Below are 25,047 nucleotides of genomic sequence, written 5' to 3'. Positions count from 1 at the left end.
TTTAACGTGGTGAGCGAGTAGGCAAGACGGAGGCTCTTAATCTGCTGCCAAGGTTCTTTACACTGCTCCTTATCAGGCTTGCTGCTTCGGCTCTCTTCAGCAGGTAACTGCAGGGGGGCAGAAATGCCGTTGAGGGTCGCAGGTCAATGGCATGGCGCAACAAATCCCATGCGCCTTGCTCTCCTCGGCAAAATTGCGCGATTGCAGACCAGTATGCTCTTTCGCTTATCGCATGGCGCGCCTGCCGAAAGAGTTGTTCGGTATTGGCAAGGTGCTTCCCTTCGTCTTCGAAGAACGTTCTAAACGCTGCTTCGAATTCGATGCTCCACTGTTTCAAGTTGCTGACGGATGCGGACTGGCTGAAGTCATGAACCCGGGCAATTGCCTGAACGGTTGGTGTTTGCGCAACAGATCCATGGAGTGCAAACCGCAGCCACATCTCCAGATCATCAGTATGCGTCAGGCTTGGCTTGTAATGACCGACCTTCTTTTGGATTGCAGTGCGGACGACTGCCGTTGGGCCGCTGATGGAATTTCTTCCGCTTTGGCAGACAGTCGCCAGAAATGACATTCCATCTTGTATTGCCCAGTCTGCCGCTGACGAATTCATAATCTGTTCGCGGTGAATCTCGGACTCGGTTAGAAACAGTGCCTTTCCATGTGTTAGGTGCACGTCAGGATTACTATCCATCACGGCCATCGCTCGCGAGAGGGCTTCCGGCGCTAGATAGTCGTCTGAACAGAGGATCAAGAAATAATCCGATTGGGCCCAATCGATTCCCTCGTTGAACGAAGCATGCCCGCCAAGGTTTTTAGAGCGCAGAAGCAGTTCAATTCTTGGATCCGCATGAGCCAAGTCTTTGGCTATCGATACGCTTTCATCCGTGGAGGCGTTGTCGATTATCAGGATGCGTAGCACTGCATCCGCTTGATTGCGTATGCTGTCGACACAACCGCGGAGGTATCGGCCATAATTGTAGTTTGGTATGACAACGTCGATGGATTCCATTGTCAGCAATCCACTTTGTAGCTTGAGACCGGCCGACCTGTCATTTGATCACCACAGTGCTCTTCTTGGCTACGAGTGTAGACATCGCAATTCTTGCGATGCCATTAAGTTCGTTAAGGAAGGGGTGCTTGATAAGCCATAACCCTGACAGCCAGCCAACGGCAGAGAAGCAGGCAGCGACGCAGGCCTGCATGATGGACAGATCGAATTGAAAACCGTTCGTCGCAAGGATTATCAGCGGGCCGCAGATGGCCCAAGCCGTGACCAAGGCGCTTCCATACAAAACTTGGAACAACTCGAGCCAAGCGAAAGGTACGTGTCGCCGCACGTAGATCAGCGAAAGATACATCTGAAATGGTAAAACAATGAACTGGCTTCCAGCCAAGGCGTATAGGCCGAAAAAGCTGGCAGCACAGATTACAAACATGGATAACCCCCTGCCTATGAAATTGGCTTCGAATGCTTCCCTGTTTGCTCCCATTGAGACCAGTACGGGGAATGTCAGAATGTTCGGAAACCAGAAAAGGGCGGCGAGTGAAAATATCTGCACAAGAGGAGCTGCATTGATCCAGGAGGACCCGAGCGCGACGTGCACAATTGGATAAGCCAGAATTGTCATTGCCAATGCTGCTGGCCAATAGAGGACCGTAATATAGCTTATGATCTGAAGATAGGCTTTCTTGACGTTGCGGTTGGCTCTGACTTCGGCTGCAAAAGCCGGAAAGGCTACCGCGAATATTGCGGAGAGAAGAATTTTGTCCGGTAATCCGCAAACGAGATTTGCGCGGTTGTATAGACCGACGGCTGTCAGTGGCATGATCCTGCCGAGCACAAGTTGGGGTAGGGCTTCATACGAGCGGTCAAGCAAGGTTGACGCTCCTTTATAAGAGCCGAAAGCAAAAGCGAAACGCCAGCTTTTTAGGCAAGGATTCAACATCCAGAAAATGGGTTTTGCGTGAAAGGTGGCAAGGACTCGAACAATTGCCGATGCAAGTGTACCCCAAGCGAAACCTGTATATCCAAAGTCCAGTAAGACAAAAAGGATCGTTACCATAGCGTTTGTGATGCTTCCAATCGCATTGATACGTGTCACAACGCCAAATGTCAGATCGCGCCGCAGTAGCGCAATTATCGGGCAGGCTGCGCAATCAATCACGCCAGCGAGCGCTAGTATTTTTATGAAGGTAACAAGCTCCGGCTGGCCATAGAATTTGGATAGGAACGTGGAAGAGAAATACAGAAAACATCCAATAACGGCGGAGAAGCCAAAAGTGAGTGTGAAGCTGGTTCTTACATCTTCGTTTGTCAGTGTTTCACGCTGAATCAAGTACTCGGACGTCACAAACTCCCGGAATGTCAACGCAATCGTGCCAATTCCCAAGCCGATCACGGCTACACCAATCTCGCTGCTGTTAAGCAGGCGCGACAAGATGGTAATCATTGCAATACTGACAATTACTTGCGAATATTGCTCCAATATTGCCATGAAGAATGCCCGGCGGACAGCGCTCACTCTTTGACCTCTTTGTCGTATCGCGCTGGTTGGTTGAGCGCCTTCTTATAGATTGAGTATCTACCCATCTGGCGAACACGCGGGCAGTATCAACTCTAGTCTTTTGCAAGCACGAGTTTAAGCTGAACATTCAGTGGGGTTGCCGCTAAGCCATTTGAAGTAGGCAAGGTTTATGAAACGGTACGTCGGCGAACCGATTGGGGAATTGTCGATGCTTGAACCTGTATGAAAGGTAACGTGACAGTATCGTTTTTATTGTCTTCAGGATGAGCTTATCTGCTTTAGGATGCATCTTGTATCCGTCCGTCCAATTATCAATCCGGTTCGTAACAATGTTAATGAAGCGGCTCTGACGGATGTACACGTTCCAGGGCTTCCATGATTGAAGATGAACAGATACGAACGGAAATGATGGCGATGCAGTTTTGGCTTCGCGCACTCTTCGTGCACGCAGCTACTGGAACTCCGCCCACATCGCATTCCGTCCAGGAGCTTCTTAACGAGTTAAAGAACTTAGCACCGCAAGACGGCGGCAATGATCTGGCACCTGCTGATTGGGATGAGGAGCATCTTGTGCACTATCCCAGCTTCGAGAGAGTTGGAATGAAGATAATCGAGACTTTGCTCAGTTTGGAGAAGAAGTTAAGTTCTTAATCGCTGGAAACGTAGGGTTGAATCTGTGGAACAAGTGGGATGTGTTGTTGCCGGCGGGGGTGTCATCGGAATTGCAATAGCCCGTGAGCTCGCAAGACGAGGCATCGAAACTCTCATTGTTGAGGAGCTTGGTTCTATAGGAACCGGTATAAGCTCACGCAATTCTGGAGTCATCCACGCAGGCCTTTACTATCCGGAATGCAGTTTGAAAGCGCGGTTTTGTGTCGAAGGCAATGCGGCACTCTACAAATTTGCCAGAGATTACGGGGTTCCATACAAACAGTGTGGCAAACTCATCGTTGCTACTGACAGCGACCAGCTCCAGATTCTTACTGAGATCGTCGGTCGTTCACGCAATTGCGGTGTCAACGATCTGCAACTCCTCTCGGGGAAAGAGGCTCGCCTGGTTGAGCCTGAGCTCATGTGCTCAGCTGCTATCATGTCTCCCTCAACCGGAATTATCGATTGCCACGCACTGATGTTGGCATTGCTGGGAGATGCACAGGCTCACGGCGCCATGATTGCCATTAATACTCAGGTAACATCCGTAACAGCGGAACGTACTGGATTTGTCGTGCAGACAATTGAAGAGCAAAGCGGTCACCAGTACGAATTTCAAACAGCCATATTTGTCAATGCCTGTGGGCTGAATGCACCCGCGTTGGCGATGAACATCGACGCACTACCAATGGATTGTGTGCCGAAGTCTCACTATGCCAAAGGCAACTATTTCTTTGTTCCAGGGCCGGCACAGTTCCAACATCTGATTTACCCGGTTCCGGAAGTCGGTGGGCTCGGTATTCATCTAACTCTCGATCTGGCGGGCAGCATGAGATTTGGTCCCGATCTGGAATGGGTGGAAGCTATCGACTATACGGTGAACCCGGAGCGGGCAGATGTTTTCTATGAAGTGATCCGGAGATACTGGCCGTCGTTACCGGAGGGGTGTCTCGAACCGGCATATTGTGGTATCCGGCCGAAATTGAGCTTTGCCGGTAACCCCGTCACTGATTTCGTGATTGATGGCCCGGCGTCTCACCATATCAAGGGTCTGGTCAACCTCTTTGGCATCGAAAGCCCCGGCCTCACATCCTGTCTGCCGATCGCGCAATATGTATCTACGTTAGTCTGAGCGTAATGAAAGCATTATACCGACCGGAATCCACCATACGGCTAACGTGCGCGGTATCTTAAGCCGTAAGTATATCTTTCATCCAATGTGCGTGTATTCCATTGTTAAGTCGTGATAAATTGCTTTCATATTAAAACTATAGCAATTTCATGCAGCCGGACCGAAAGCAAACTGGCTCTATTCGATAAAGTCGAATGATCTCAACCTATGCAGCGCGCATTAGCTGAGTTTTGTTGTCGAGGCCATTATGTTTTGGAAAACATGCCGCCTGATCATTCTGGAACGGATAATCAGGCATCATCCCGATAGCTATCTGTTTAAATGAAGGAGGCTCATCAGTGCCTTTTGAGTTTCATCAAAATGATCGATCCAAATGTTGTTTCAATTGCTCTGAGCTGCAAAGTTCTTATTACTTCTCGATTGTTTTCGTCAGTTCTCCGTGCGGGTGCGCAACAAGTATTTTGTGAGGAGCACAGCGATGAGCGACTTTAAAGACAAGGATAATGAAGCGCCTGCAACAATGAATACTACATTTGAGCCCGAGCGCCGTCGTTGGCCGCGCCAACTTCTTCCCCAGGAGCAGCTTAATTCATTTGAGGCGCCGGCACTAAGGCCCCTGCGCTTTTCCACGCTAGAGTTTCCGCTTGCAGATCAGTTTGATGCATGGCGGGAATATGTTTCGGGTGTGGTCGATGTTCGACTACCTGATCATCAATCGCCTTCAGTGGGCTTCTTAGCGGAACATACGGCTTGGAATCTCGGAGGAATGTTAATCGCGCAGCAGCGTGTTCCGAGCCATAGCTATGTTCGTTCCGAGGCCCGGCATCGAACAAGTTCTATCGATCACTGGGTGATTGCAATCATGCGTAGTGGCCGCAGTTGGACGGAGATGAACGGTGTTGTTGTTGAAAATGAACCGGGCAAAGCGGTTATGCGGTCCCTCGGTTTTCCTTTTCGCGGGAGAGCCATCGATGCTGAAAGCCTGCAGCTTTATCTCCCAAGGGACCTATTTGCAGAAACCTTCACCAGTCATAATATCAGGAACAATACGCTGCTTTCCGGCAACCTGACCAGTCTTCTAATCGATTACACAATCGCGCTGGAAGAGCGGCTTCACACACTGCGATCCAGTGAACTTCCTGGCGTGGTTCGTATCGTGCAGTCGATGGTGACGACCTGTCTTCTGGCTCTGACAGAGCAAACGCCTGTACCAAACCGCCTGTTGGGAGCGGCATTGATTGAGCGGGCCCGTCACCATATCCAGCTTAATCTTTATTCGTCTGATTTGTCGCCGGAAACATTGGCCCGGGTTCTTGGAATATCACGGACACACTTATATCAATTGTTCGAGCCGAGTGGAGGCGTTCTCCATTACATTCAAAAGCGGCGTCTGTTATCCGCCCATGCAGCGCTTTGTGTTCCAAACAACAATCAGCAGATTTCCAACGTTGGACAAATGGCCGGATTCCGTTCCGCTGCTAGTTTCAGCAGGGCGTTCACCAAGGAATTCGGTTATAGTCCAAGCGCAGCCCGTCGTACGGCGACGTCTGAAATTCCTGTCACAGCCAGCTTATTTAAAGACAAACAGGAAGGTACATTTGGAGACTGGCTCAAGGCGCTCGGTACGTAACGGTATCTGGACGGACTTCGCCTTTGTCATGGCCGGGACAATGACGACGACAATATTTTTGTCGTCGTCTGTTTGGTTATGCACGAAGCTCTCGACTGGCTGTGAAGCCATTTGTCTGCCCATCAACCGAAGGAAGCGCGCACCTTCTCGGGTACCGATCTGAATTTGAGAAATAAGATTTTAGCTCATCCACTTTTTTAAACAGAACTGGAACAGCGATTTTAATCCAGGGTCCTTCTCAAATGCAGCCCCGGTATTCGTCTTCATTTACTTCCATTACCGGGCCTCTGCTGAATACCTTCGCAAGGTGGCACAAAATCGGAGACCATATCGCTGATCTCAAGCGTTGGTCCGTCTGGCGCGCGCTGCAAATCTGTTGCAGGCGTCCCGGATAGGATCTTCCTTGTGAATAAATCGAGGTATGGCGAGGCGAAGAAGGGCGCCCAGATGTTCCCGGCCGCCCTCATACCCTACGATTGGAGCGAAAGGTACCATCGCAGAACGGCATTCAGCAGGATAAAGGCGGGAAAATTCAACAAAGTTTGTGAAATTCTCGTGATTGCTGCTGCGGAGCAAGAATGTTTCGGCGGGCGCACCCTCGGCAAAGATCACTTCATGAGTATCGAGCACAATGTGGAGATAGTCGATGATCTCTCGTTCAGCAGGAAGGGAAGGCACAATTGAGAGCCCATTGACCAGATCTTTTGCGCGGATGAGGAAACCGTCGATGAACAACGCATGATTGGGAGAGAGATATAGATCTGCATGGGGTGTTTTTTGATCCAGAGCTTGACGTGAAATACGGATTGGCATCACGCTATCGGACCAGGAGGGACCGTTCTTCTTGTAAGCTTGGCGTCCGATCCATTTGACCGGCATGGCTTGACCCCGCATGGTTTCAACAAGGTCGCCGATTTGAAGATCCTCAATGCGGACCGAACCTGCTGGTGTCATGATCAGGGTGCCGGCAAGAAAACAGTTTTGTCCGCTATCGCCGGGACTATGACCGGGGTCGTTGTTGTCGTTCCACCATTTGGTTCCCATGGATCGCGCTGGCAAAGAAAATATGGTTGAGACAAGAGCACTCATCGCCGCTACCTTGACACCCGTAGAAAAAACGACGCCAAGAAAGTGACGTCTTGCCCGGTTAAGTGGCCGGTGCTGCTCTGTGTTTGGTGACATAGTCTCCTCCATGTTTTTGCTGTGCGTTTTCCAATCCAAACTTACTTGTGAATAGCCTACACCAAGGTGTGGCCAACAACGCCTTGGTTTTGGGCGTCTACGAATGCTGAAATAGACGTATCAGCTCCAGCAAAGATTAGGCGATGAGAGTAAGGTCTATCCTTTTGGAGAAAGACCTATACGTCTTAAGCCGATACGCAAATAACATGAATGATCGGCTATTGAGTGGTAGGCCAATAAACAAAGCAGAGATTTTCTTGCCACCTATTGCGCCAGCGAAATTATTTGAAGGCACCCAGTTTTTCCGAAATCTGGTTTGCGAGGACGACCAATGTGCGACCCGCTTCAGCTTTGATCGTATCAGAAGCTTGGCGACCGGGTTGTCCGTGAAATCACGGATGGGAGCGCCTATGCAAATCATTCCTTCTCGTATCTGACCGTCGTCGATCGAGTATCCCCGCAGTCTGCTCAATTCAGCTTCGTGCAGAAACTCATCCAAGCGGCTTACGCCTCGCGGTGTGAGGCGCTCAGAGGTGGCTCGGTTTGTCTGAACAGTTTCGAGCGTTTCGCTAAGTGGATTTCCGCCTCGATTATGCCGCCACCATCATTGGTGCCAGCGCGTTGAAGTAGGCCTGATCCGGTGTCTGCCGGTCAAGAGATGAATGTGGGCGTCGGCTATTGTAAAGGTCAGATATCGGCCGATGCCGACGCGGGCCTCGGACACGGTCTTGTAGGCGTGGAGGTAGACTTCCTCGTATTTGATCGAACGCCAGAGCCGTTCGACGAACACGTTGTCCCGCCACGCACCCTTGCCATCCATCGAGATGGCGATTTTCGCCTTCTTCAGCACCGCCGTGAAGTCCATCGAGGTGAACTGCGAGCCCTGGTCAGTATTGAATATGTCGGGTTTGTCATAACGGGCCAGCGCTTCCTCGACTGCTTCGATGCAGAAGGCTGCTTCCATCGTGATCGACAGCCGCCACGACAGAACTCTCCGGCTGCACCAGTCCACGACGGCGCAGAGGTAGACGAAGCCGCGAGCCATCGGAATATATGTCAGGTCCATCGCCCAGACCTGGTTGGGTCTGGTGACCGTCAGCTTTTGCAGGAGGTAAGGATAAATTTTGCGACCTGGTGCTGGTTTGGAGGTGTTCGGGCGACAATAGATCGCCTCGATGCCCATCCTCTTCATTAGCGTGGCGACGTGCAGCTGCCCAGCTTCCAGCCCTTCTCCTCTCAAGAGCCCTTGCAACATCCGACTTCCGGCAAAAGGGTAGTCGAGATGCAGTTCGTCGATCCGGCGCATCAGGGCAAGATCGCTCTCTGGCACCGGACGAGGCAGATAATAGACACTGCCACGGCTGAAGCCGAGAAGCTTCGCCGGGCGCACGACGGTTACGCGACGCTTCAGTTACCAGGTGCGCTACACGTCAACAGCGTGCAGACCTACGAAGCTGCTGCCCTTGCCGGCCTTGGCCTGATTCAGGCGCCGCTGTTGGGGATTGGCCGATACCTAGAGAATGGAACGCTTGTGGAGATCATACCCGATTTTCGGCGCCTGGCGCTCGCCGTGTCCCTCGTCGTAGCGCATCGAAGTAATCTGTCGCGCCGAGTCCGCGCATTCATGAAATGGATCGAAGGTGTGCTGACACCGTATCTCGAATAGGTGGCCGCTTTCGGGGCGACTCACTTTGCCCGGGAACGGCGAGGATGAAGGCGCAAGGCGGCCATTGCGTAACCGCGTGTGCTTAGACAGTTTGTACAAAATGATGAGATACAGCGTGAGTTGCGGCAGATTTTTTGGCGCGCAGTCCCCCATGCAGTACAATACGTTAATGGGTATTGTATACATCTGCGCTACAATGGAAATCGATGAAAATTAGCCTATTATCGGCGTTTTCAAACGAAGCTTACTTATAGCCTTTATGGCATTTCTGTTGTGCTAGCTTTCAAAGGCTTTCTGTAATGCGGAAGAGTTGGAAAACGTGTCGACCTTTTGTTGTCCTCTTGTGCCAATTCTCCCCCAATTGCGCACGAGCGATATCTCACCAAAAACGGTTGGCTGCATTGTCAGGCTATAATATCGCGCCATGTTGCGATCGGGATCACAACGCGTGACATGGAATGACTGGGGCTGCCCGACATGCTCTCAAAGATCCTGCTTTCAGAAGCAATCGTCCAATGACAAATTGGAATCTGTTGAGCTTCATCGATTCACATCTTTGATGGGAATGCCGTGCTGCAAGGCAACTATCAACAAGTCCGATCGACCTTTTTGATGACTTACGGGTTTGTACAAAGCGTGAGAGTTTGTAATCTTGTCGTCGCCCCAACGTACTATCGGCTGAAATGCGCTCGTGGATATCGACATCAGACGGGCAGTCCCAGCTGCTTTCGCAAGCTCTTGTCAAATGCGAATGCGGGGGCGAAGCGGCGCAGAAAACTGACCTGGCGCGCCGTTTTTCCTGCCGCATAGCGCCTCTTCGGAGCGGGATCGGTCGCAGCCGCCAAAACGGCTTTGGCTACCACATCGGGAGAGTCGCCTTTTTCCATCGCTTTTCGCACGACTACGTTCATGCCAGCACGCGCAGAGTCGTAGATATCAAGCAACTGGTCTGGCTTGGCGAGATTATTTTCGAATAGCGTACGGGTGTAGGCGGGCTCGACCAATACAACGCGCATTCCGAATGGGCGCAGTTCATGATCAAGCGATTCGGAATAGCCTTCGATGGCATGTTTGGTCGATGAGTAAAGTGCGAAATAAGGAGCAGGAATGATCCCTTGCACCGAACTCAAATTAACGATTCTGCCCTTTTCTTGGCGTCGCATCGCCGGCAGCACCGCGTTGGTTACGCGCAAAACGCCGAAGACGTTCACGTCGAATAGTGCCTGAGCCTGGGTCATCGAGGACTCCTCCGCGCCACCAAGTAAACCCATGCCGGCATTATTGACCAGCAGATCGATGCGCCCGGCTTCGGCCAGCACGTCGTCAACCAGTTTCGCCACGGACGCATCGTCCGTCACGTCGCAAAGCAGCATGGTAACGCCGTCGCTCCTCTGGGCAACGGCACGACGGCTGGAAGAAATTCGCAAAATAGCCGAAATGGAATTGTGAGAAGTGGAGACTAGTGCATCCGCAGTTCATATACCTTCAGGGAGTGTCAAAACTCTCGGTATCTTAAATAGTGGATTTAATTGGAAACATATCTTCCCCATAGTGATGAAGGCTAGTGTGATGACGCCGACATAGCCAACGAACTTGCAGTGGCTTCTCGTATCGATCGTGATGTGCATCGACAGCTTCAATACCGCAGACTTCACAGGCGCATTTTTCCAACTGCCCACTTTTTAGTGCTCTTTGCACGGCCAAATGGGCATCGTATTTTTTCGGGTTCGCGCGGCGCCAATCTGCCTGCCTAGTGGCACTCTCGATCATTATATTGGATCCAAATCATGTGCTTTGGGTTCGGCAACGAAGGTAAGATATAACATCAAACCGGATCGCAAGATATTCCAGCCAAAATGGCTTTATATTCTGACGCGCGAATAACTGAACATTTTCTCATGACTTACCTGTTTGTACAAAAGGCGGCCATGTAGTGCAAAATGGACCACTTCACCACCGCCGTTTGGCATCTTGCGCGGTATGGTTTTTTCAAGGATACTGCAAAACTGCGGGCAATTTGTTGGTAGTTTTACTTTAAAGGGAGGGCGCATGCCGATTTACTTGCAGCTTGATGATATCAAGGGTGATGCAACCCAGGAACAGCATAAACAGTGGATGGATATCGAAGCCATTCATTGGAATGTAGGCCGTAAAATGAACACTTCCGCCGGTTCGGCAGCGAACCGCGAAGCATCTGAACCGACAATCAGTGAGATCGTCCTGACCAAGGTCAGTGATTCATCTTCGACGAAGTTGTTCAAGGAAGCAGTTTCCGGTAGTTCGGGCAAGCTTACCACCATTCATCTGGTGACCACAGGCAATCCCGGCCAGACCTATATCGAATACAAGCTGACCAACACGCTGATCGCCGACTATTCGGTTGATTCCAATGGTGATCGTCCGGTTGAGACGCTGCGTTTGAACTTCACCAAGATGGAAGTGAAGTACACACCATATGATGAGAACCAGAAGCCGCAGTCGCCAATGATTGCTTCTTACGACCTCGCCACAACGCGCGCCGCGTAAAGACAGGCACGAGAAAGCGGAGCGGACCGCTTCGTTTGTTCCAAATTGACATTCATCCAATTCAGCCAGTCGACCTAGTTCAATCTAAAATATTGGATCAAAATGGAATTTGACTTCACCGATGCAGGCCTGATCCAGGCGGACCGTATTCTTCGCATCTCGACATCGCTCGGGGTGGATGTTCTTCTTGCCGAGAAGGTTGATATCAGGGAAGAGGTCAACGGCCTTTTCGAAGTCCATGTCCACGTTAAATCCAAGCGTGTTGATATCAAGCCGGAAGAGCTTGTCGGCACGATGGCCGATGTTTCCCTTGAGATTGCTTATGGGCAGCGCCGCCCGTGGAACGGGCTGATATCGGGATTTCGGGAAGGCCCGCCTGTTTCACGCGGTTTGCGATCCTATCGTCTGGTTATCCGCCCGCAATTGTGGTTGCTGTCGCAGCGCTCGGACTGCCGTATCTGGATGGACATGACCACGTTGCAGATTGTCGAAACCCTGTTGTCCGAGCATGGGATCAAGGCAGCTGTGACGGGCGGTGTGATCAAACCACCGGAGCCAATCCATTATTCAGTTCAATGGAATGAAACGGACCTTGCCTATCTCACAAGGCGTTTGGAATATGATGGGCTGTTCTACTGGTTTGAACATGAAGATGGTCAGCATACGTTGCATGTAGCCAGCCATCCCTTTGGCTATACGGAAGGACCGGACACGGACGTGCGATTTGCAGCAGGTTCCACCGATAGAAATCATATCAGTGAATTTACAAGGGATTACCAATTCACACCGGGAAAGCGCGCCGGGGGTGATTGGAACTTTGAAAAACCGCAAGGACCGCAAGGCGCGGTGACACCCTCGCTCGTGTCTCTGCCGAAGAATGCCGAATATGAGTTGTTCCACTACCCCGCCAAAGCCCTTGATCAGTCGTCAAATGAACAGGCATCAAAACTGCGCATGCAGGCGGTTGAAGCGGATCATGAGAAGATTGAGGGCAGCTCAACGGTCAGAACTCTTGCGGCTGGCCGAAAGTTTAAACCCTATGAAGTCGCCCATGCCGACCACGTGTTTGAAGAATATGTGGTCACGGCTATTGTTCACCATATTGTCGATCATTCCTACGAGACGGTGGAAGACGGTACGCTTGACTACTCAAACAGTTTTATCGCCCTTCCCTCAAGGCTCCCGGCAACACCGCACCGGACAACACCGCAGCCGCGTATAGATGGCTCGCAGGTTGCCATTGTCGCCGGGCCACCTGGCGAAGAAATCCATCCGGACGAATTTGGGAGGATAAAAGTTTGGTACCCATGGCAACGGACACGCGCCAAGAAGGACGGTTCCGACACCTGTTGGATACGCGTGATGCAATCCTGGGCGGGCGGCGGTTTCGGCGCACAGGTCATCCCGCGCATCGGTATGGAAGTGATGGTTACCTATCTCGAAGGCGATCCTGACCGGCCTGTCGTGACGGGCATCGTGCCCAATCCGAGCACCAAGGTTCCGTATGCGCTGCCCGAGAACAAGACACGTACTGTTTTAAGGTCCAATACACACAAGGGCCAAGGCTTTAACGAAGTCTCCTTCGAAGACGAGAAAGGCAAGGAGAACCAGTTCTTCCATGCCCAAAAGGACCAGACAACACGGGTTCTGAACAACCGCACAAAGCGCGTTGATGCCAATGAAGTTTCGTCCGTAGGCGCCAATCGTGCTGTTGAAGTTGCAGGCAACCAGAAACACGAAATCGGCGGCTCGATGAACATGGTGGTCGGCGGGACAGGTGCTGGCGCGTTGGGTCTTGTTGCACAGGTGGCTGGGCTCGCTGGGCAGACCGCCGGATTGATGCAGCAAGCAGGGCAAATTGCTGGCGGCGCACCCAACCTTGTCAACTTCGCCATGTCACTGGGCCAATCTGCACTTGGCTTTCTCTCGGCGACTGGCCTTGGCGCACGCGACGGCGTTGTCTCTGGACCAAGCCCACGCTCAGACCAGGGCACAGCCCTTGCGGCCTCCGGCGACGGCATGGGTCAAGCCACCGGAGCGCTGTTCCAACTGCCCGGCATCATGAATACCATCGTCGGCAATTTCAAATCCGACACCATCGGCGTTGCCCGAGCCGAGCAGATCGGCGTGAGCAAGGTAACGAATATTGGATCAACCCACTTCACTCAGATTGGCAAAGAGCAAAACACCAAGGTCGGCGAAACAATCAAAGTCGAAGTTGGTCAGCTTTACAATATTGTCTCGGGTGAGAAATATCATGGCGAGGCCAAGACTTGGGAAATCTATGCTGATGACGAGATACGCCTTTCTACTCCCGGCGGATATATCACCCTCAACAAGAAGGGTATCAAGCTCTACGCACTTAAAATCGATATCGAAGGCAACGCGATCAACTTCAAAAAGGGTGGTCCGGGCAAAGGCGCATCGTGCCTGAAAAACATGTCCCAGTCCAAGACAACTTTTGTGCGTACGTGAGGTCGCCGATGGAAAAGCCTCTGCTCGAAACGCCAGATTCAGAAACCAAAGCACATGTTTTTCGTGCTGTGCTCGATGGACTGCCAAGGCCGTTGTTTGCCGTGCTGGATGGCGGGCATTTTGATGATCTCGAAGATGAACTAGCTGACGTGGGGATTACAAGCCGTTCATTGTTTCTGAGAGGTGGTGAAGAAGCCATGCGCCGGGACGGTCCCTTGCTCGTTGCTCTGAATGATCGCAAAACGCGTGAACACATAGAAGAATTGGTACTTGAAAAACCATGCGCTGTGTTCTGGTCCTGTCCGGAGGGTGAGCAGGCATTATGGCGGCACTTGAGGACTATCAACGAGGTTTTAATCCCCGATACCCGTTTTCCGAACAATGATGGTCGGTCCGGCAAATCCGGCAAATACGAACGCGTGCTGTTCCGGCATTGGGACCCCAACGTCTTCGCTCCTATACTACGACTGCTTGATGTCCAACAGTTCGCGCGTCTGTTTGGCCCTGCACAGTCGATCTTCATGAATGCTATTGGTGATAGCGGGCTCACACGAGTGCCAAGGCCCGAAAATCTACCCAAAATGCCAAAAGGCATGCTGACGATTGATGCAGATCAGCTTAAAGCGGTCGAAACACGCCACCAAACAGCATATTGCCGCCGGATGTCTGCAATTCTAAGGGAAATGGCACCGCATGAAACGGCGGGCATGAGCGAACAGGAGCTGAATGACAGGGTTCTGCGATACGAGGCGTCTGGGAACAAACTGGGCTTGACGCAGGAGCGCTCCCTCAGCATCTGGGGTTTTATGATGATTGCCAGCGGGGACCGGATCGAGAATCAACCGGAGATTCAAAAATACCTGCGATCAGGACCAGACACTCCAGACCAGAATGTGGAAACCCTGCTTTATCAGATGACGCGTCTCACAAGTTCAATTGAAGAGGTGATCTGATGCCTTTTCTAGGTTTGGCCGCTCTTCCCGAATTAGCTTTAGCAGGTGGTGGCGGTGCTCTTGCTACAACGGCCACTGTTGCAGGCACAGGTGCTACGGTGAGTACCGGTACTCTGTTAACTGGTGCCGCCGTCGTCGGCACAGGCCTCATTCTTAGCGGTGATACACCTGTCAATTCAGTTGCAGCCGGGGTCGCTTCTCCAGCCTTGACACCGGAGCAGCAAGCCGAGCGACTTAAAAAGGTCCAAGAACTTGCGAAAACACTAGCAAAAGCCGCCGCGGCTTCTTGTGCCACAGGGAATTGCTGTCAACGGTTTGTTGTTATTTCCAAGTCCAAATCACCTTTGTCAGCCCAACACATTGAAGAGGCCCAAGCAGCTGGCTATCCTAACACATTGACAATAGATAGAGCAGGAACGGATGCTAGGCGTGCGGCGTCATTGAGTGGTATCCCAACACGCTTCCCTCCCTACGATCGCGATGAATATCCACCAGCCACCTTTATAGAAAATGCAGGCGCGGCTAGTGTACGCTATGTGCCCTTCAGTGACAATCGAAGCGCAGGGCAGCAGATAAAAATGGGTATTGCCGGGGCTCCCGAAGGATGCAGAGTAACAATAACGACAGGACCTTAAGATGATTGCCGAATTTGCAGTAACCGTTGTCTACACTCAGATCGTCGTTTTTGATCCGAGCATCACACAAACCGAACTTGAATGGTCGGAAGACCATATAGCGCAGGGCTTTACGTGGATGCCGGGGAACGTAGCCTTTGGCGCTCCCGACCATGATGGCAGTTGTCTTTTGCAAGTCGACACGACCGAGCAATTTCAAATAGACCCACAAGCCTTATGGGCTGTTTGCGTTCCATTTGATGTCGCTTCGACGCCGTTATCAATTGGGTCGATTTTTAATCCGCAGACCGTATCAATACCAGCGGGGAAATACAATTTGGTATTTGAAGCATTGCCAGGTAGTGCAAGCTTAGATGTGGAATATGCATTTGTATTCCGTCTTAATTTCATAAAATCTGATAGCCAGAAATTCGCGATTATTAAGCAAGGCAATATGCTTACTACCGATAAAGTTCTGCGCAAAGGTCCCTGACCGATGATGAAGGTCCAAGAGAAATGACCGACCGTTTTCCTCTCACCATAAGCTATGCGCAGATCGCCGTGTTTGATCCCGATCTGGAGATCCCTTTCAATGACTGGAACGATCGGCAATATACGCAAGGGTTTTCCTGCGCGAAGGTAGTGTTTCCTTTGCTGTGCCAGACGGTAATGCTGTTTTTGTTGAAGTGCTTACGAAAAACGAGACCAGTCACCTTTCCGGGGAACCTAAGCGTGTGATTTTGATACCTTTCGATATATCGGGAGACAAAGTGGTTATCGGCTCCATCATGGACGAGCGGACCACGATACTTGGTGCTGGAAAATATCAGCTAACATTTGAGTTGCTCGATGGAGGTATCGAAGATGGCGAGACCTACGAAAAATTTATAAGACTGACTTTTGCCAAAAGTGTTGCACCCCTGTTTGAGATCAAACTAGCGGATGCGGAGATGAACGTGGATCTTCCTCTGGAGACGAATGCAGTTCCAGCGAGGTAGTGCAATGCCTAAAGGCCGGACTCTGCTCATGGATATGAAGTCGGCGGAGAGAAGTATGTCCAAGGAAAATAACCTGTTTCGTTAGGTAGTGGTTAAATGACTCAAGAAACACAGACTTCGATATTTTCCAGCCATGGCGATCCGGAACGGATTGAAACTCCGCGTTTGATTTTGCGCCAGCCAGTCTATTCCGATGCACCGGAGTTACACGCACTTTTATCGGATCCCATTACCTGTCACTTCAGTCCATTTCGACCTTTCACTTATGCCGACACCCATTTCGCGATTGTTGAATGGCGTGAGGCCCGTGATCGGGGGCTTCGGACTTACGTGGGAGCAAACCGATCCGATCCACGTGTCCCTGTCGGGTTTATTCAAGTTGGCCCCGATGAGGAATTAGGTGGGCTCATATCTCCCAAACGAAGTGGTGGGGGTCTTGCCACCGAGGCTATTCAGGCGGTCATTACGGCGCTGGAACTACGCCACGCCTGGACGATCATCGACGCGGAGCATGCAGCACTTATCCATACGCTTGAGAAGGTAAATATCAAGCAGCAGAGGATACTGCCCGCACATCGAGTTCACCCGCAGATTTCGTTTGAAAAGAGGGATTGCGTGTTACTCCGACAGGAACAACGTCCTGACGGCGAAACCTTACTATCAATCGGCTAAATGTTCGAAATCAAATGAAGACGTATTGCTGTTCCTGTTGGATGAGACCTTTTTCCAAGGTATAACCATGTCCTGGCCTGAATTTGAAATAAGAGCGAAATGAAACTGTTCGCAATTGATGAATGAGGAAGTGAAATGCCAGCAATGCCCGTAACACTCAAAGGTCATATGCATACATGCCCGATGGTTGATCCGGGGCCGAGGCAGCATGTTGGTGGCCCCGTAATTTCAACGCCCCAGAACTTCGTCAAGGTCAACGGCCTCCCAATTGCAACCGTTGGCTCAAAGTGTCTGTGTAGTGGCGTACCGACAACAGCAGCCATTACCGAGGGCTCGTCCGTTGCAAAGATCAGTGGCCAAAAAATAGCACGAGTCAATGATGGCTGTGAGCATGGCGGAAAGCTAGTGCAGGGTATCAGTTGGCTAACGTTCGAATAGCCCATTGGGATCCCCAGGGGTTAAAGTTGCAGGCCGTCCAGTATTAGGCCCAGCCTACGTGCCCTTGCTGCATTTTCTTTAAGAACAGGTCGATCCAGCCCCGATACTCGGGGTCGTTGATATCAACATACGGCCTCTGAACATTCAAGGGGCACAGATATACGGTAGCAAGCTAGCTACTTGATGCGCCACCTCGCCCCCGCATCTTTAAGATGTCTGCTTCTACATCTGTCATTTACCGTTTGCCCTTTAAGGGAAAGGAAAATAACAGCATGGAGGCGCGATGCCGCGTCAATTAATACTCACGGACAAAGAGCGAGATGATTTTCTGGCTCTCCCTACAGACGATGATACGCTTATCCGGTATTGGACTCTGGATGAAGCCGATCATCGGTTACTTCTTTCCCGGCGACGCCCCGATACGAGGCTCGGACTAGCCTTGCAATTATGCGGTCTTCGTTATCCCGGCCGCCTCATCCAACGCGGTGAAATGATTCCCTCAAATGCTCTGTCATTTCTTGCAGATCAGCTAAAACTTGACGCTGAAGTCCTTGTGAATTTTGCACGTCGAATAGCGACGCGATATGATCAGATCGCAATGCTTCGGCACGTTTACGGCTTCGTTGATCTAACGGTGCCTATCCGCGACGAACTGCTGGTATGGGCGCGAGGGGTGGCTATCGCCGCGCCCAAGGATAAGCATGTCATTCGGGCGCTAGCCGATCAAATGCGCCGTCGGAGAGTCATAATCCCAGGCCTTACAGTTCTGGAGCGCCTTGCCGCAAAGGCCTGCACTGAAGCGGAAGAAATCATCCACGAGAGCTAGCAGTCAGACTAAAGCCCGATATCATTGTGAGAATGGAGACCCTCATTGGTTCATCACCTCGGGCACGTCAAAGCGGTGTATCGTGGTTAAGGGAGCCACCCGGTAAAGTCGGCACTACTGGTATGAGTAGAGTGATCGAACGTCTTGAAGCAGTCCGACACGTTGGCGTTAACCCGGAAATACTTGAACCCGTGCCAGCACATCGCATCAGGCGTATGGCTCAGGAAGGCCGGCGTCTCACCGCTCAAAATCTTGAGCAAATGCGCTCTGGACGCCGCCACGCTATCCTTGCCGCCTTTCTGCTCGAAATGGAAATGGCTCTGACTGATGCTGCCATCGCTATGTTTGAAGCATTAGTTGGCAGGGCAGTTCGACGTGCGCAATCCGCCCGTGATATTCGCATGCAGGAAGATGCTGGATCTGCCGCCAAAGTATTGGGCATCTGTAGGTGCCGCTCTCGGCAAAGCTAAGGAACAAAATGGTTCACTCGAAGAGGCGGTTACAACATTGACGTCGTGGGATGAGCTGGCGCGTGCGTCCGCATCTGCGCTGGAGCTTTCGGGTGCCAGTAACAGCGATAGCTGGCTGCCATTTCTTCGCGATGATTATGCTCGTATTCGCAAGTTTTCGGCCCAGTTTCTTTCTGCTGTACTTCTTGAAGCCAGCAACCAAGGCACGAGTCTTATTGAGGCTATTTAGGAACTTCGAAGGGCTTGGGAAAACAAACGACGCTCGCCAAATCAATCATGGATGAAAAAAGCACTTCGGCTTGCTGACCGGCGTTGGCGTAAACTGATACTCGGAAGCGGCGCAACAATTGATCGCAAATTCCTGGAAATCTTCTTGATCCTTGAAACTAAAAACCGTTTGGCAGCAGGCGAGATATGGATCCGTGGTTCGCGTGCCTATCGCGCGATAGACGAGCATATGATTTCCAAGGAAACGTTTGCGATCATAAAGGCAGATGCTCAGATTCCGGTCGCGATACCGACTGACGTGGAAGCTTATCTAGCAGAACGCTCCGCACTCCTGGATTGCAAACTACGCGAAGCTGCTAACAGGCTTATGGCGGATCAGAGTGATACCCGTATCGGAGCAAAAGGATTGCGTGTGCCTGCGGTTTCAACAACCGAAACGGCTGCAGCACTGGCTTTTGCAAAGCGGCTTGCGGGAATCATGCCCCATATTCGGCTGACCGATCTTGTCGCAGACGTTGATCGTTATACCGGTTTCAGTTCTCAGTTCGAACATCTACAGACCGGACGCACCCCTTCAGATCTGCGGATATTCTATGCTGCACTTATTGCCGAAGCCACGAACCTTGGGCTTTCCAAAATGGCCCAAGCGTGCCCAGGGATAACCCGGCGTCAGTTGCAGCAGATGGCTATCTGGCATTTCCGGGAAGATAGTTTTTGCGCCCGGTGTGGTTCATCAATTGGTTATTATGACGAAGGCATACCGGATGAGTACTATATTACGATAGGTTTTTTTGATCATCCGGAGCGATTTCAGCCTCATGCTCACGGCTACTGGAAGCTGCGGCTCCCGTGGATTGAGTTTGCAGATAAGCTTCCACGTTTTGATGAATATACCCGTAAACGTGATCCCAAATTAGGCAACCCCAACCGGCGTTAGAGAAGAGCCCCACGGCAATTTTATCCGACCTTGAGGAGGTTTCAACAATGTTGGTTTCCTGGATTGTTCTAAAGGCTGTCGCCGCAGTGAACCCGGCCCAGCTTCGCCTCATTCCACATCGCTTTGATCTCGTATTGAGGAAGCCTTGAATACTTCGCATCGTTGTAATTTTTTGATTTCTTCGGCAGTTGAAAGCATAATCCGGCTGATTTCCTCAGACGGCGTAATACTGATGAACATCGCGCATTGCCTGGTATCATCAAGCAGTTTGCTTGGACTTCGGATTGGTGTTTTCTGTTTGCCGGCCGATTGCTGCATTTGCTGAAGGGCCCGTGCTGCCTGTTGCAATAAGATGCGTTGTTCGATCCGACGAAAGTTTGGCAGCAGGTTTGCTGCTTTAATTAATCTTGGAACAAGATCAACGCGCTTGTCATCGTTTACGCCACATATGACGTCCATAGCACATCCTCCCGAATTCCTCGGTCAAAGCCTGTTGCTCGGCAACGCAGCCGCAGCGTTTGAAGTTCATGCCAAGGTGCGTACGGCCGGTTCGCGAGCCCAGTATCGTTTGGCGGCCGCTTCAACAAAACCGTTGGACACGTCTAAAACGCCCTCGTCAGGCGTGATGCCAGCCTTATCAAGCAGTGGTTTGGAGTCGCGAGTGTACCCAATGGCTTTCAAGTGGCCAAAAGCATCCATCACCCATTGGACAGCTGCTCCTTCTTTCAATAGAGATTCCGTTGCAGCTTTCGCCGTTAAGACCGCGACCGCGTCAAACAGCTGTGAGGGCGAACCCAGCAACTGTCCGTCAGCTTTGACTTTCTTACCATCGGACAGGGTTGCTCCGCCGATCTTTGGAGAGACGAATACACATTTGGCGCCGGCTTTCTCGATTGATTTTTGAAGCCTGGCCAAGTCGCTGGCGTCGGTTCCGTCTGCCACCAGTACGGCAATCGTGCGGCCCGCCAAAATCGTCTTCATATTGGCGTGGATGCTGAGGGCAGGTGAGGGAGGCATGTCGAGCGGTGCTTTCGCGGCTGCATTCTTTTTTGGAAGTTCTATGCCCAGCCCGTTCGCCACGCGTTTCGCCAAATCCTCGTCGACATTGCGCAAATTAGCGACCATACGCGGGGGGACCTGCTCAAGAACCACCTTTGACAACTCAAAGACAAATGACGATGCAATATGCGCTTGTTCTGCGGGTTGCTGGGAATTCCAGAACAGACGTGCCTGACTATAATGATCGGCGAACAGTTCGGCGCGAATTCGCAGTTTGTCGCCCTGTTCGTTGTACTCGGATCGCCCTTCGAACGTACTGAACCCCGTTGCCGGACATTCGCGCGGCCCGCCTTCCTCATTGTGGTCAGCCAGACTGTTCGGCTCGTAATTGGCCCGCCCCTTTGGAACGTTCATTTGCATCTGCCCGTCCCGCTGAAAATTCATGACCGGGCACTTGGGTGCATTGATTGGCAGCTGATGAAAGTTTGCAGTCCCAAGACGCGACTTTTGGGTGTCGAGATAGCTGAAGAGCCTTCCTTGCAGCAGAGGATCGTTAGAGAAATCGATGCCTGGAACAATATTCGCCGGGCAATACGCAGCTTGCTCAGTCTCCGCGAAGAAATTATCGGGGTTGCGGTCAAGAACCATTCTCCCGACCAGCCTGATGGGAATCACTTCTTCCGGGATCAGTTTTGTCGCATCCAGCACGTCATATGGCTGGGCATCGGCAAATTCCTGATCAAACAGCTGGAGACCCAGTTCCCATTCCGGGTAGTTGCCGGAATGGATAGCCTCCCACAAGTCGCGGCGGTGATAGTCATTGTCCGCCGCCTGCAGTTTGAGCGCTTCATCCCAGATTGTCGACTGCAGGCCAAGCTTCGGCTTCCAATGGAATTTGACAAAAGTGGATTTGCCCTTCGCGTTGATGAGCCGGAACGTATGAATACCAAACCCCTCCATCATGCGCAGGGAACGGGGGATGGTGCGATCCGACATGGCCCACATCAGCATGTGGGTCGTTTCGGGCATCAGGGAAGCCCAATCCCAGAATGTATCATGGGCGCTGCCAGCTTGCGGGAAGGCACGATCTGCCTCCATCTTTACCGCATGAACCAGATCTGGAAACTTTATGGCGTCCTGAATGAAGAACACAGGAATATTGTTGCCAACGAGATCCCAATTGCCCTCCTTGGTGTAAAATTTGACTGCGAAGCCCCGGACATCACGGGGCGTGTCCACGGAACCCGCGCCGCCTGCAACTGTGGAAAACCGCGTAAACAGCGGTGTCTTTTCGCCTGCCCGTTGGAACAAATCTGCTTTCGTAATGTCAGCCAAGGATTCGTAAAGTTCGAAATATCCGTGTGCTGCCGACCCTCGTGCGTGGACAATGCGTTCGGGAATGCGTTCATGATCGAAATGAAAGATTTTTTCGCGAAGAACAAAGTCTTCCAGCAAGGTTGGTCCACGCTCGCCGGATTTTAGACTGTTCTGGTTGTCGGTGACGCGAATGCCTTGGTTAGTCGTCAGATGATCTTCCGAACTATGAGAGCCTTTCTCGGGTACGTGTTGATGTGTCTCGCCGCCATTACCTCGGTCCGTGTCGAATGAGCTGGACATGAAAAATCCTCCACATTGTTCCAAGTCATTCTAACGGCGGAAGGGAGGGGATAGTTCCGCAATCGCTGTGTTTTGGGAACCATCTCCCCTTCGCAGGGTTATCTACAAAACTGGAGGCACAAATGCGTATAGGACCAATACTCATTGGAATTGCCATTCTCTTCATCGGTGCGGCAACATTCTTTTGGCTGGTACCTGCTGACGATGCATCCCAAGGAAAGCCAGCTCCGCATGCGCTTGACCAGTCAGCCGGGAAAGGAGCGCAGTGATGGAAGATTTTCTCTGGGTGCTTGCTCTTGTTGGCACTCCAATTTTGCTGGGTGCAGTGATCGCCTTTGTAATGCAGCTGCGCACTAAACTCACACAGCGGCCGATGGGCAACCGCGTCATCCGCCGCAACCAGTAAAAAGGATGTTCTATGTCAAGTGGACATAAAAAAGAATCCTCTGCGACCAAACCCGGTGCGGATGAAATTGGAACGGAAATCGAGGCGAATGATGTAATTGCAGATGATGATCTGGCAATTCAAGGCACACATCAGGTGGAGTCGGAGGATGCTGGCGATCTTTCTGAGGATGATGACGATAACCCGTATCAGGAAAGTGACGAGGCTTTGCCGGATGATGAAGAGGAGCGTGAAATCGCTCGTGATCCCGAGCGTGAAGGCCGACGATTCAACGATTAATACGCAACGAAGTTCGTCGCTGTAATTAATTCGGTTTATGGACTTCTATCCAGACCGGAGCGTGGTCACTTGAATGCTCCCAGCTGCGCACACTTTTGTCGACTTTCGCTTGCTTAAGGCCGGACGCGAGGGAAGGCGTTAAAAGGAAGTGATCAATACGCAGACCAGCATCGCGTGCAAATGCGTTTCTAAAATATTTCCAGAATGTGTAAATGCGCTCGTCTGGATGCAATAGTCGTACTGCATCAATCCATCCTTGAGCGACTAACTCATGAAACGCCGTTCGGACTTCCGGACGAAAAAGCGCGTCATCTCTCCATCGCTCCGGCGCATACACGTCCAAATCCGTCGGCATGACGTTATAGTCGCCTGCAAGCACCACTGGAACATCCAAGGACAGTAACTCGGCTGCATAGGAGGAGAGCCGTTCGAACCACCGTAGTTTGTAATCAAATTTCGCTCCCGGAACCGGGTTGCCATTCGGAAGGTATAAGCAGCCTATCAAGATGCCGTCGATCGCAGCTTCAATATAACGGCTTTGACTGTCTTTTTCGTCACCCGGCAATCCGCGACGGGTTTCTATAGGAACCATATCGCGAGCAAGTATAGCCACGCCGTTCCAACTTTTTTGTCCATTCCAGATAGATCCGTAGCCAGCCTTTTCGAGGGCGTGTTCGGGAAATTTCTCGTTTGGCGCTTTTAATTCCTGCAGGCACACGACGTCCGGTTCACATTGATTAAGCCACCGCAGCAACACGGGAAGCCTGCCATTGATGCCGTTGACGTTAAAAGTTGCGATTTTCACATGTTCTCCCTCCAGTTGTGCTCTTGCTAATGTCCAGCAACCCGAAACGTTCCTGCGGCCACGAAATCTCGGTAAACATCACGAACAAATCACCCTGCGCACATTCTTATAGCCGGGCATCTTTTCGCCCACGGGAACAACTTCAGAGTTCAGGCATTTTGCGGTTATGGATAAGTTGATGTTTGAGCATGTCAGCGTGAAATCGCCTCGTACAGGACGCATTCTGGTGGTGCGTGATGTGCACGCCGCTTTGACGTTGCTTACCGAACAGTGGTCAAAAAACCGAACCGAAAAACACGCCGCGGCATGTGAAGCATGTCGTAGTGCTATTGCAGGAACAATATCTAACCCTAAAGCGCGGATTGCCTTTGTGGAAGCCGCGCAAGAAGTTCATATTTTGGTAGAAGAACGGACAGGTCCGCAAATGATCGCGCAGGCGATTGAGCACAAAATATCTTCCCATGAACCCAATAAGCAACCCTGACACAATTTGAATAATTCACTCGGTCGAAACACAAGCAATAACTGATGGATTTGATTTCGTGCCAAACCGATGTTCCCCAGACATCTCGAGCTTGATGGAACTTCGGAAGCGCTCTTTCGTTCAAGGCGAGCGGAGGCTTGCACATGAAAGAAATTTACTTTGCAATGGCCGTAGGCGAGCTGATTGGGGTGTCAATTGGAGGAGGATTAGGGATTGCCGGACTGGCAACTATTCCTTTGGGAATAGGAGCTGGAATAGTGATCGGTGCCGGAATCGGAGCCGCCTTTGTTGTTGCCAATGAACGTGAATAGCTGATTTTATGCTATCTATCAGTGTGGGCATTTTATATGGGCCTAAACGGATGCCATAAAATCGCTGCACAATTCCTCTGAAGAACGTCAATGAGGCTCGTTAAACCCACGCTCCAACTTAATTTTCCTCAATTTCAGTGATTTGGCCGTGGTCCATTTTGAATACGCCGCTCTGTCCCCCCTGATTGGCAAATTCTGTTTCAATTTCGAACCAACGGCCCAT

28 protein-coding genes and 3 pseudogenes are annotated in these 25,047 nt (G+C 51.3%); 20 read left to right on the top strand and 11 right to left on the bottom strand.

The features are described 5' to 3' along the window. Window position 1: 1 nt before the first annotated feature. Window positions 2–1,009 carry a glycosyltransferase family 2 protein gene (locus tag BLU05_RS16590; protein ID WP_091882096.1) on the bottom strand — a complete coding sequence of 336 codons (1,008 nt, stop codon included), beginning with the start codon at window positions 1,007–1,009 and terminating at the stop codon, window positions 2–4. A 40-nt stretch (window positions 1,010–1,049) separates the two neighbouring features. Next, a complete protein-coding gene (locus BLU05_RS16585) occupies window positions 1,050–2,522 on the bottom strand; it encodes an oligosaccharide flippase family protein (protein WP_139210480.1) in 1,473 nt (490 codons plus the stop codon). Window positions 2,523–2,900: 378 nt separating this feature from the next. Between BLU05_RS16585 and BLU05_RS16580 the strand changes: the two genes are divergently transcribed. The 3 genes from BLU05_RS16580 (at window position 2,901) to BLU05_RS16570 (ending at window position 5,938) form a co-directional block, all read left to right on the top strand. Beyond that, window positions 2,901–3,176: a hypothetical protein gene (locus BLU05_RS16580; RefSeq protein ID WP_091882090.1), complete on the top strand. Its 276-nt coding sequence runs from the start codon at window positions 2,901–2,903 to the stop codon at window positions 3,174–3,176. 25 nt (window positions 3,177–3,201) lie between these two features. Continuing rightward, a complete protein-coding gene (locus tag BLU05_RS16575) occupies window positions 3,202–4,308 on the top strand; it encodes an NAD(P)/FAD-dependent oxidoreductase (protein WP_091882087.1) in 1,107 nt (368 codons plus the stop codon). A 478-nt stretch (window positions 4,309–4,786) separates the two neighbouring features. Further along, complete coding sequence (locus BLU05_RS16570; protein WP_244518388.1) at window positions 4,787–5,938, top strand: helix-turn-helix domain-containing protein; 1,152 nt, start codon at window positions 4,787–4,789, stop codon at window positions 5,936–5,938. Window positions 5,939–6,277: 339 nt separating this feature from the next. Here BLU05_RS16570 and BLU05_RS16565 read toward each other — a convergent pair whose 3' ends face one another. The 3 genes and pseudogenes from BLU05_RS16565 to BLU05_RS16555 all read right to left on the bottom strand — a co-directional run. After that, window positions 6,278–7,120, bottom strand: a complete 843-nt coding sequence (locus BLU05_RS16565; protein ID WP_091882084.1) for a Hint domain-containing protein — start codon at window positions 7,118–7,120, stop codon at window positions 6,278–6,280. A 136-nt stretch (window positions 7,121–7,256) separates the two neighbouring features. After that, window positions 7,257–7,619, bottom strand: a complete 363-nt coding sequence (locus BLU05_RS26570) for an IclR family transcriptional regulator domain-containing protein (RefSeq protein ID WP_091882081.1) — start codon at window positions 7,617–7,619, stop codon at window positions 7,257–7,259. A 91-nt stretch (window positions 7,620–7,710) separates the two neighbouring features. Then, window positions 7,711–8,519, bottom strand: a pseudogene (locus BLU05_RS16555) (IS3 family transposase); the annotation flags it as partial. On the opposite strand from BLU05_RS16555, the gene BLU05_RS16550 reads away from it, so the two are divergent. After that, window positions 8,403–8,786 carry a LysR substrate-binding domain-containing protein gene (locus tag BLU05_RS16550; RefSeq protein ID WP_244518387.1) on the top strand — a complete coding sequence of 128 codons (384 nt, stop codon included), beginning with the start codon at window positions 8,403–8,405 and terminating at the stop codon, window positions 8,784–8,786. The pseudogene BLU05_RS16555 and the gene BLU05_RS16550 overlap by 117 nt on opposite strands. A gap of 276 nt (window positions 8,787–9,062) precedes the next feature. Here BLU05_RS16550 and BLU05_RS16545 read toward each other — a convergent pair. The 3 genes and pseudogenes from BLU05_RS16545 to BLU05_RS26465 form a co-directional block, all read right to left on the bottom strand. Continuing rightward, window positions 9,063–9,233 (bottom strand): annotated as a pseudogene (locus BLU05_RS16545) (WGR domain-containing protein); the annotation flags it as partial. Window positions 9,234–9,490: 257 nt separating this feature from the next. After that, window positions 9,491–10,201 (bottom strand): annotated as a pseudogene (locus tag BLU05_RS16540) (oxidoreductase); the annotation flags it as partial. 97 nt (window positions 10,202–10,298) lie between these two features. Continuing rightward, window positions 10,299–10,556 carry a hypothetical protein gene (locus BLU05_RS26465; RefSeq protein ID WP_091882073.1) on the bottom strand — a complete coding sequence of 86 codons (258 nt, stop codon included), beginning with the start codon at window positions 10,554–10,556 and terminating at the stop codon, window positions 10,299–10,301. Between the two features lie 279 nt (window positions 10,557–10,835). On the opposite strand from BLU05_RS26465, the gene BLU05_RS16530 reads away from it, so the two are divergent. The 11 genes from BLU05_RS16530 (at window position 10,836) to BLU05_RS16475 (ending at window position 19,923) form a co-directional block, all read left to right on the top strand. Then, complete coding sequence (locus BLU05_RS16530) at window positions 10,836–11,312, top strand: Hcp family type VI secretion system effector (RefSeq protein ID WP_091882070.1); 477 nt, start codon at window positions 10,836–10,838, stop codon at window positions 11,310–11,312. Between the two features lie 102 nt (window positions 11,313–11,414). Next, the gene (gene tssI / locus BLU05_RS16525; protein ID WP_091882067.1) at window positions 11,415–13,787 is read left to right on the top strand and encodes a type VI secretion system Vgr family protein; all 2,373 of its coding nucleotides are present in this window, start codon (window positions 11,415–11,417) and stop codon (window positions 13,785–13,787) included. Window positions 13,788–13,795: 8 nt separating this feature from the next. Continuing rightward, window positions 13,796–14,740, top strand: a complete 945-nt coding sequence (locus BLU05_RS16520) for a DUF4123 domain-containing protein (RefSeq protein ID WP_091882065.1) — start codon at window positions 13,796–13,798, stop codon at window positions 14,738–14,740. After that, window positions 14,740–15,375, top strand: coding sequence for a NucA/NucB deoxyribonuclease domain-containing protein (locus tag BLU05_RS16515; RefSeq protein WP_091882063.1), 636 nt, complete (start codon window positions 14,740–14,742; stop codon window positions 15,373–15,375). The genes BLU05_RS16520 and BLU05_RS16515 overlap by 1 nt, the downstream gene beginning before the upstream one ends. A 1-nt stretch (window position 15,376) precedes the next feature. Further along, on the top strand, window positions 15,377–15,847 hold the full coding sequence (gene comJ, locus BLU05_RS16510) for a competence protein ComJ (protein ID WP_091882060.1): 471 nt from the start codon (window positions 15,377–15,379) through the stop codon (window positions 15,845–15,847). A 103-nt stretch (window positions 15,848–15,950) separates the two neighbouring features. Further along, window positions 15,951–16,352 carry a competence protein ComJ gene (gene comJ, locus BLU05_RS16500; protein WP_139210479.1) on the top strand — a complete coding sequence of 134 codons (402 nt, stop codon included), beginning with the start codon at window positions 15,951–15,953 and terminating at the stop codon, window positions 16,350–16,352. Between the two features lie 96 nt (window positions 16,353–16,448). Then, the gene (locus BLU05_RS16495) at window positions 16,449–17,024 is read left to right on the top strand and encodes a GNAT family N-acetyltransferase (RefSeq protein ID WP_091882051.1); all 576 of its coding nucleotides are present in this window, start codon (window positions 16,449–16,451) and stop codon (window positions 17,022–17,024) included. 135 nt (window positions 17,025–17,159) lie between these two features. Then, on the top strand, window positions 17,160–17,462 hold the full coding sequence (locus tag BLU05_RS16490; protein ID WP_091882049.1) for a PAAR domain-containing protein: 303 nt from the start codon (window positions 17,160–17,162) through the stop codon (window positions 17,460–17,462). A 283-nt stretch (window positions 17,463–17,745) separates the two neighbouring features. Continuing rightward, entirely contained in the window at window positions 17,746–18,288 is a 543-nt protein-coding gene (locus BLU05_RS16485) for a DUF4158 domain-containing protein (protein ID WP_091882046.1), read from the top strand. Between the two features lie 357 nt (window positions 18,289–18,645). Beyond that, the gene (locus tag BLU05_RS16480; protein ID WP_139210478.1) at window positions 18,646–18,987 is read left to right on the top strand and encodes a hypothetical protein; all 342 of its coding nucleotides are present in this window, start codon (window positions 18,646–18,648) and stop codon (window positions 18,985–18,987) included. Between the two features lie 51 nt (window positions 18,988–19,038). After that, entirely contained in the window at window positions 19,039–19,923 is an 885-nt protein-coding gene (locus tag BLU05_RS16475; protein ID WP_091882040.1) for a Tn3 family transposase, read from the top strand. Window positions 19,924–20,031: 108 nt separating this feature from the next. On the opposite strand, the gene BLU05_RS16470 is transcribed toward BLU05_RS16475, so the two are convergent. Then, window positions 20,032–20,382 (bottom strand): hypothetical protein, encoded by a 351-nt coding sequence (locus tag BLU05_RS16470; RefSeq protein ID WP_091882037.1) that lies wholly within the window; start codon window positions 20,380–20,382, stop codon window positions 20,032–20,034. 66 nt (window positions 20,383–20,448) lie between these two features. Next, the gene (locus BLU05_RS16465) at window positions 20,449–22,539 is read right to left on the bottom strand and encodes a catalase (protein ID WP_091882034.1); all 2,091 of its coding nucleotides are present in this window, start codon (window positions 22,537–22,539) and stop codon (window positions 20,449–20,451) included. Window positions 22,540–22,661: 122 nt separating this feature from the next. Between BLU05_RS16465 and BLU05_RS26250 the strand changes: the two genes are divergently transcribed. From BLU05_RS26250 to BLU05_RS16460, 3 genes are read left to right on the top strand one after another with little or no spacing between them, the layout of a single operon-like run. Beyond that, complete coding sequence (locus BLU05_RS26250; RefSeq protein WP_175540633.1) at window positions 22,662–22,808, top strand: hypothetical protein; 147 nt, start codon at window positions 22,662–22,664, stop codon at window positions 22,806–22,808. Continuing rightward, window positions 22,808–22,945 carry a hypothetical protein gene (locus BLU05_RS26245; protein WP_175540632.1) on the top strand — a complete coding sequence of 46 codons (138 nt, stop codon included), beginning with the start codon at window positions 22,808–22,810 and terminating at the stop codon, window positions 22,943–22,945. Before BLU05_RS26250 ends, BLU05_RS26245 begins: the two co-directional genes overlap by 1 nt. Window positions 22,946–22,957: 12 nt before the next feature. Then, window positions 22,958–23,224 (top strand): hypothetical protein, encoded by a 267-nt coding sequence (locus BLU05_RS16460; RefSeq protein WP_091882031.1) that lies wholly within the window; start codon window positions 22,958–22,960, stop codon window positions 23,222–23,224. Between the two features lie 25 nt (window positions 23,225–23,249). Here the strand turns inward: BLU05_RS16460 and xth are convergent, their stop codons facing one another. Continuing rightward, complete coding sequence (xth, locus tag BLU05_RS16455; RefSeq protein WP_091882028.1) at window positions 23,250–24,029, bottom strand: exodeoxyribonuclease III; 780 nt, start codon at window positions 24,027–24,029, stop codon at window positions 23,250–23,252. Window positions 24,030–24,207: 178 nt separating this feature from the next. On the opposite strand from xth, the gene BLU05_RS16450 reads away from it, so the two are divergent. Together BLU05_RS16450 and BLU05_RS26240 are read left to right on the top strand one after the other, a co-directional pair. Beyond that, the gene (locus BLU05_RS16450; protein WP_175540631.1) at window positions 24,208–24,513 is read left to right on the top strand and encodes a DUF982 domain-containing protein; all 306 of its coding nucleotides are present in this window, start codon (window positions 24,208–24,210) and stop codon (window positions 24,511–24,513) included. Between the two features lie 143 nt (window positions 24,514–24,656). Continuing rightward, on the top strand, window positions 24,657–24,824 hold the full coding sequence (locus BLU05_RS26240; protein WP_175540630.1) for a hypothetical protein: 168 nt from the start codon (window positions 24,657–24,659) through the stop codon (window positions 24,822–24,824). The last annotated feature ends 223 nt before the right edge of the window (window positions 24,825–25,047 follow it).

This window comes from Phyllobacterium sp. OV277 (assembly GCF_900104355.1).
Lineage (GTDB): Bacteria > Pseudomonadota > Alphaproteobacteria > Rhizobiales > Rhizobiaceae > Phyllobacterium.
Note: the sequence above shows the minus strand (reverse complement) of the source record. Positions and strands in the feature narration are given on the sequence as shown.

What these genes read in the sequence shown, in the direction of transcription:
- BLU05_RS16590 (WP_091882096.1), bottom strand. Translation starts at nt 1,009, where the DNA reads ATGGAATCCATCGACGTTGTCATACCAAACTACAATTATGGCCGATAC.
- BLU05_RS16580 (WP_091882090.1), top strand. Translation starts at nt 2,901, where the DNA reads ATGATTGAAGATGAACAGATACGAACGGAAATGATGGCGATGCAGTTT.
- BLU05_RS16570 (WP_244518388.1), top strand. Translation starts at nt 4,787, where the DNA reads ATGAGCGACTTTAAAGACAAGGATAATGAAGCGCCTGCAACAATGAAT.
- BLU05_RS16565 (WP_091882084.1), bottom strand. Translation starts at nt 7,120, where the DNA reads ATGTCACCAAACACAGAGCAGCACCGGCCACTTAACCGGGCAAGACGT.
- BLU05_RS16550 (WP_244518387.1), top strand. Translation starts at nt 8,403, where the DNA reads ATGCAGTTCGTCGATCCGGCGCATCAGGGCAAGATCGCTCTCTGGCAC.
- BLU05_RS26465 (WP_091882073.1), bottom strand. Translation starts at nt 10,556, where the DNA reads ATGATCGAGAGTGCCACTAGGCAGGCAGATTGGCGCCGCGCGAACCCG.
- BLU05_RS16530 (WP_091882070.1), top strand. Translation starts at nt 10,836, where the DNA reads ATGCCGATTTACTTGCAGCTTGATGATATCAAGGGTGATGCAACCCAG.
- tssI (WP_091882067.1), top strand. Translation starts at nt 11,415, where the DNA reads ATGGAATTTGACTTCACCGATGCAGGCCTGATCCAGGCGGACCGTATT.
- BLU05_RS16520 (WP_091882065.1), top strand. Translation starts at nt 13,796, where the DNA reads ATGGAAAAGCCTCTGCTCGAAACGCCAGATTCAGAAACCAAAGCACAT.
- BLU05_RS16515 (WP_091882063.1), top strand. Translation starts at nt 14,740, where the DNA reads ATGCCTTTTCTAGGTTTGGCCGCTCTTCCCGAATTAGCTTTAGCAGGT.
- comJ (WP_091882060.1), top strand. Translation starts at nt 15,377, where the DNA reads ATGATTGCCGAATTTGCAGTAACCGTTGTCTACACTCAGATCGTCGTT.
- BLU05_RS16495 (WP_091882051.1), top strand. Translation starts at nt 16,449, where the DNA reads ATGACTCAAGAAACACAGACTTCGATATTTTCCAGCCATGGCGATCCG.
- BLU05_RS16490 (WP_091882049.1), top strand. Translation starts at nt 17,160, where the DNA reads ATGCCAGCAATGCCCGTAACACTCAAAGGTCATATGCATACATGCCCG.
- BLU05_RS16485 (WP_091882046.1), top strand. Translation starts at nt 17,746, where the DNA reads ATGCCGCGTCAATTAATACTCACGGACAAAGAGCGAGATGATTTTCTG.
- BLU05_RS16475 (WP_091882040.1), top strand. Translation starts at nt 19,039, where the DNA reads ATGAAAAAAGCACTTCGGCTTGCTGACCGGCGTTGGCGTAAACTGATA.
- BLU05_RS16470 (WP_091882037.1), bottom strand. Translation starts at nt 20,382, where the DNA reads ATGGACGTCATATGTGGCGTAAACGATGACAAGCGCGTTGATCTTGTT.
- BLU05_RS16465 (WP_091882034.1), bottom strand. Translation starts at nt 22,539, where the DNA reads ATGTCCAGCTCATTCGACACGGACCGAGGTAATGGCGGCGAGACACAT.
- BLU05_RS26250 (WP_175540633.1), top strand. Translation starts at nt 22,662, where the DNA reads ATGCGTATAGGACCAATACTCATTGGAATTGCCATTCTCTTCATCGGT.
- BLU05_RS26245 (WP_175540632.1), top strand. Translation starts at nt 22,808, where the DNA reads ATGGAAGATTTTCTCTGGGTGCTTGCTCTTGTTGGCACTCCAATTTTG.
- BLU05_RS16460 (WP_091882031.1), top strand. Translation starts at nt 22,958, where the DNA reads ATGTCAAGTGGACATAAAAAAGAATCCTCTGCGACCAAACCCGGTGCG.
- BLU05_RS16450 (WP_175540631.1), top strand. Translation starts at nt 24,208, where the DNA reads ATGTTTGAGCATGTCAGCGTGAAATCGCCTCGTACAGGACGCATTCTG.
- BLU05_RS26240 (WP_175540630.1), top strand. Translation starts at nt 24,657, where the DNA reads ATGAAAGAAATTTACTTTGCAATGGCCGTAGGCGAGCTGATTGGGGTG.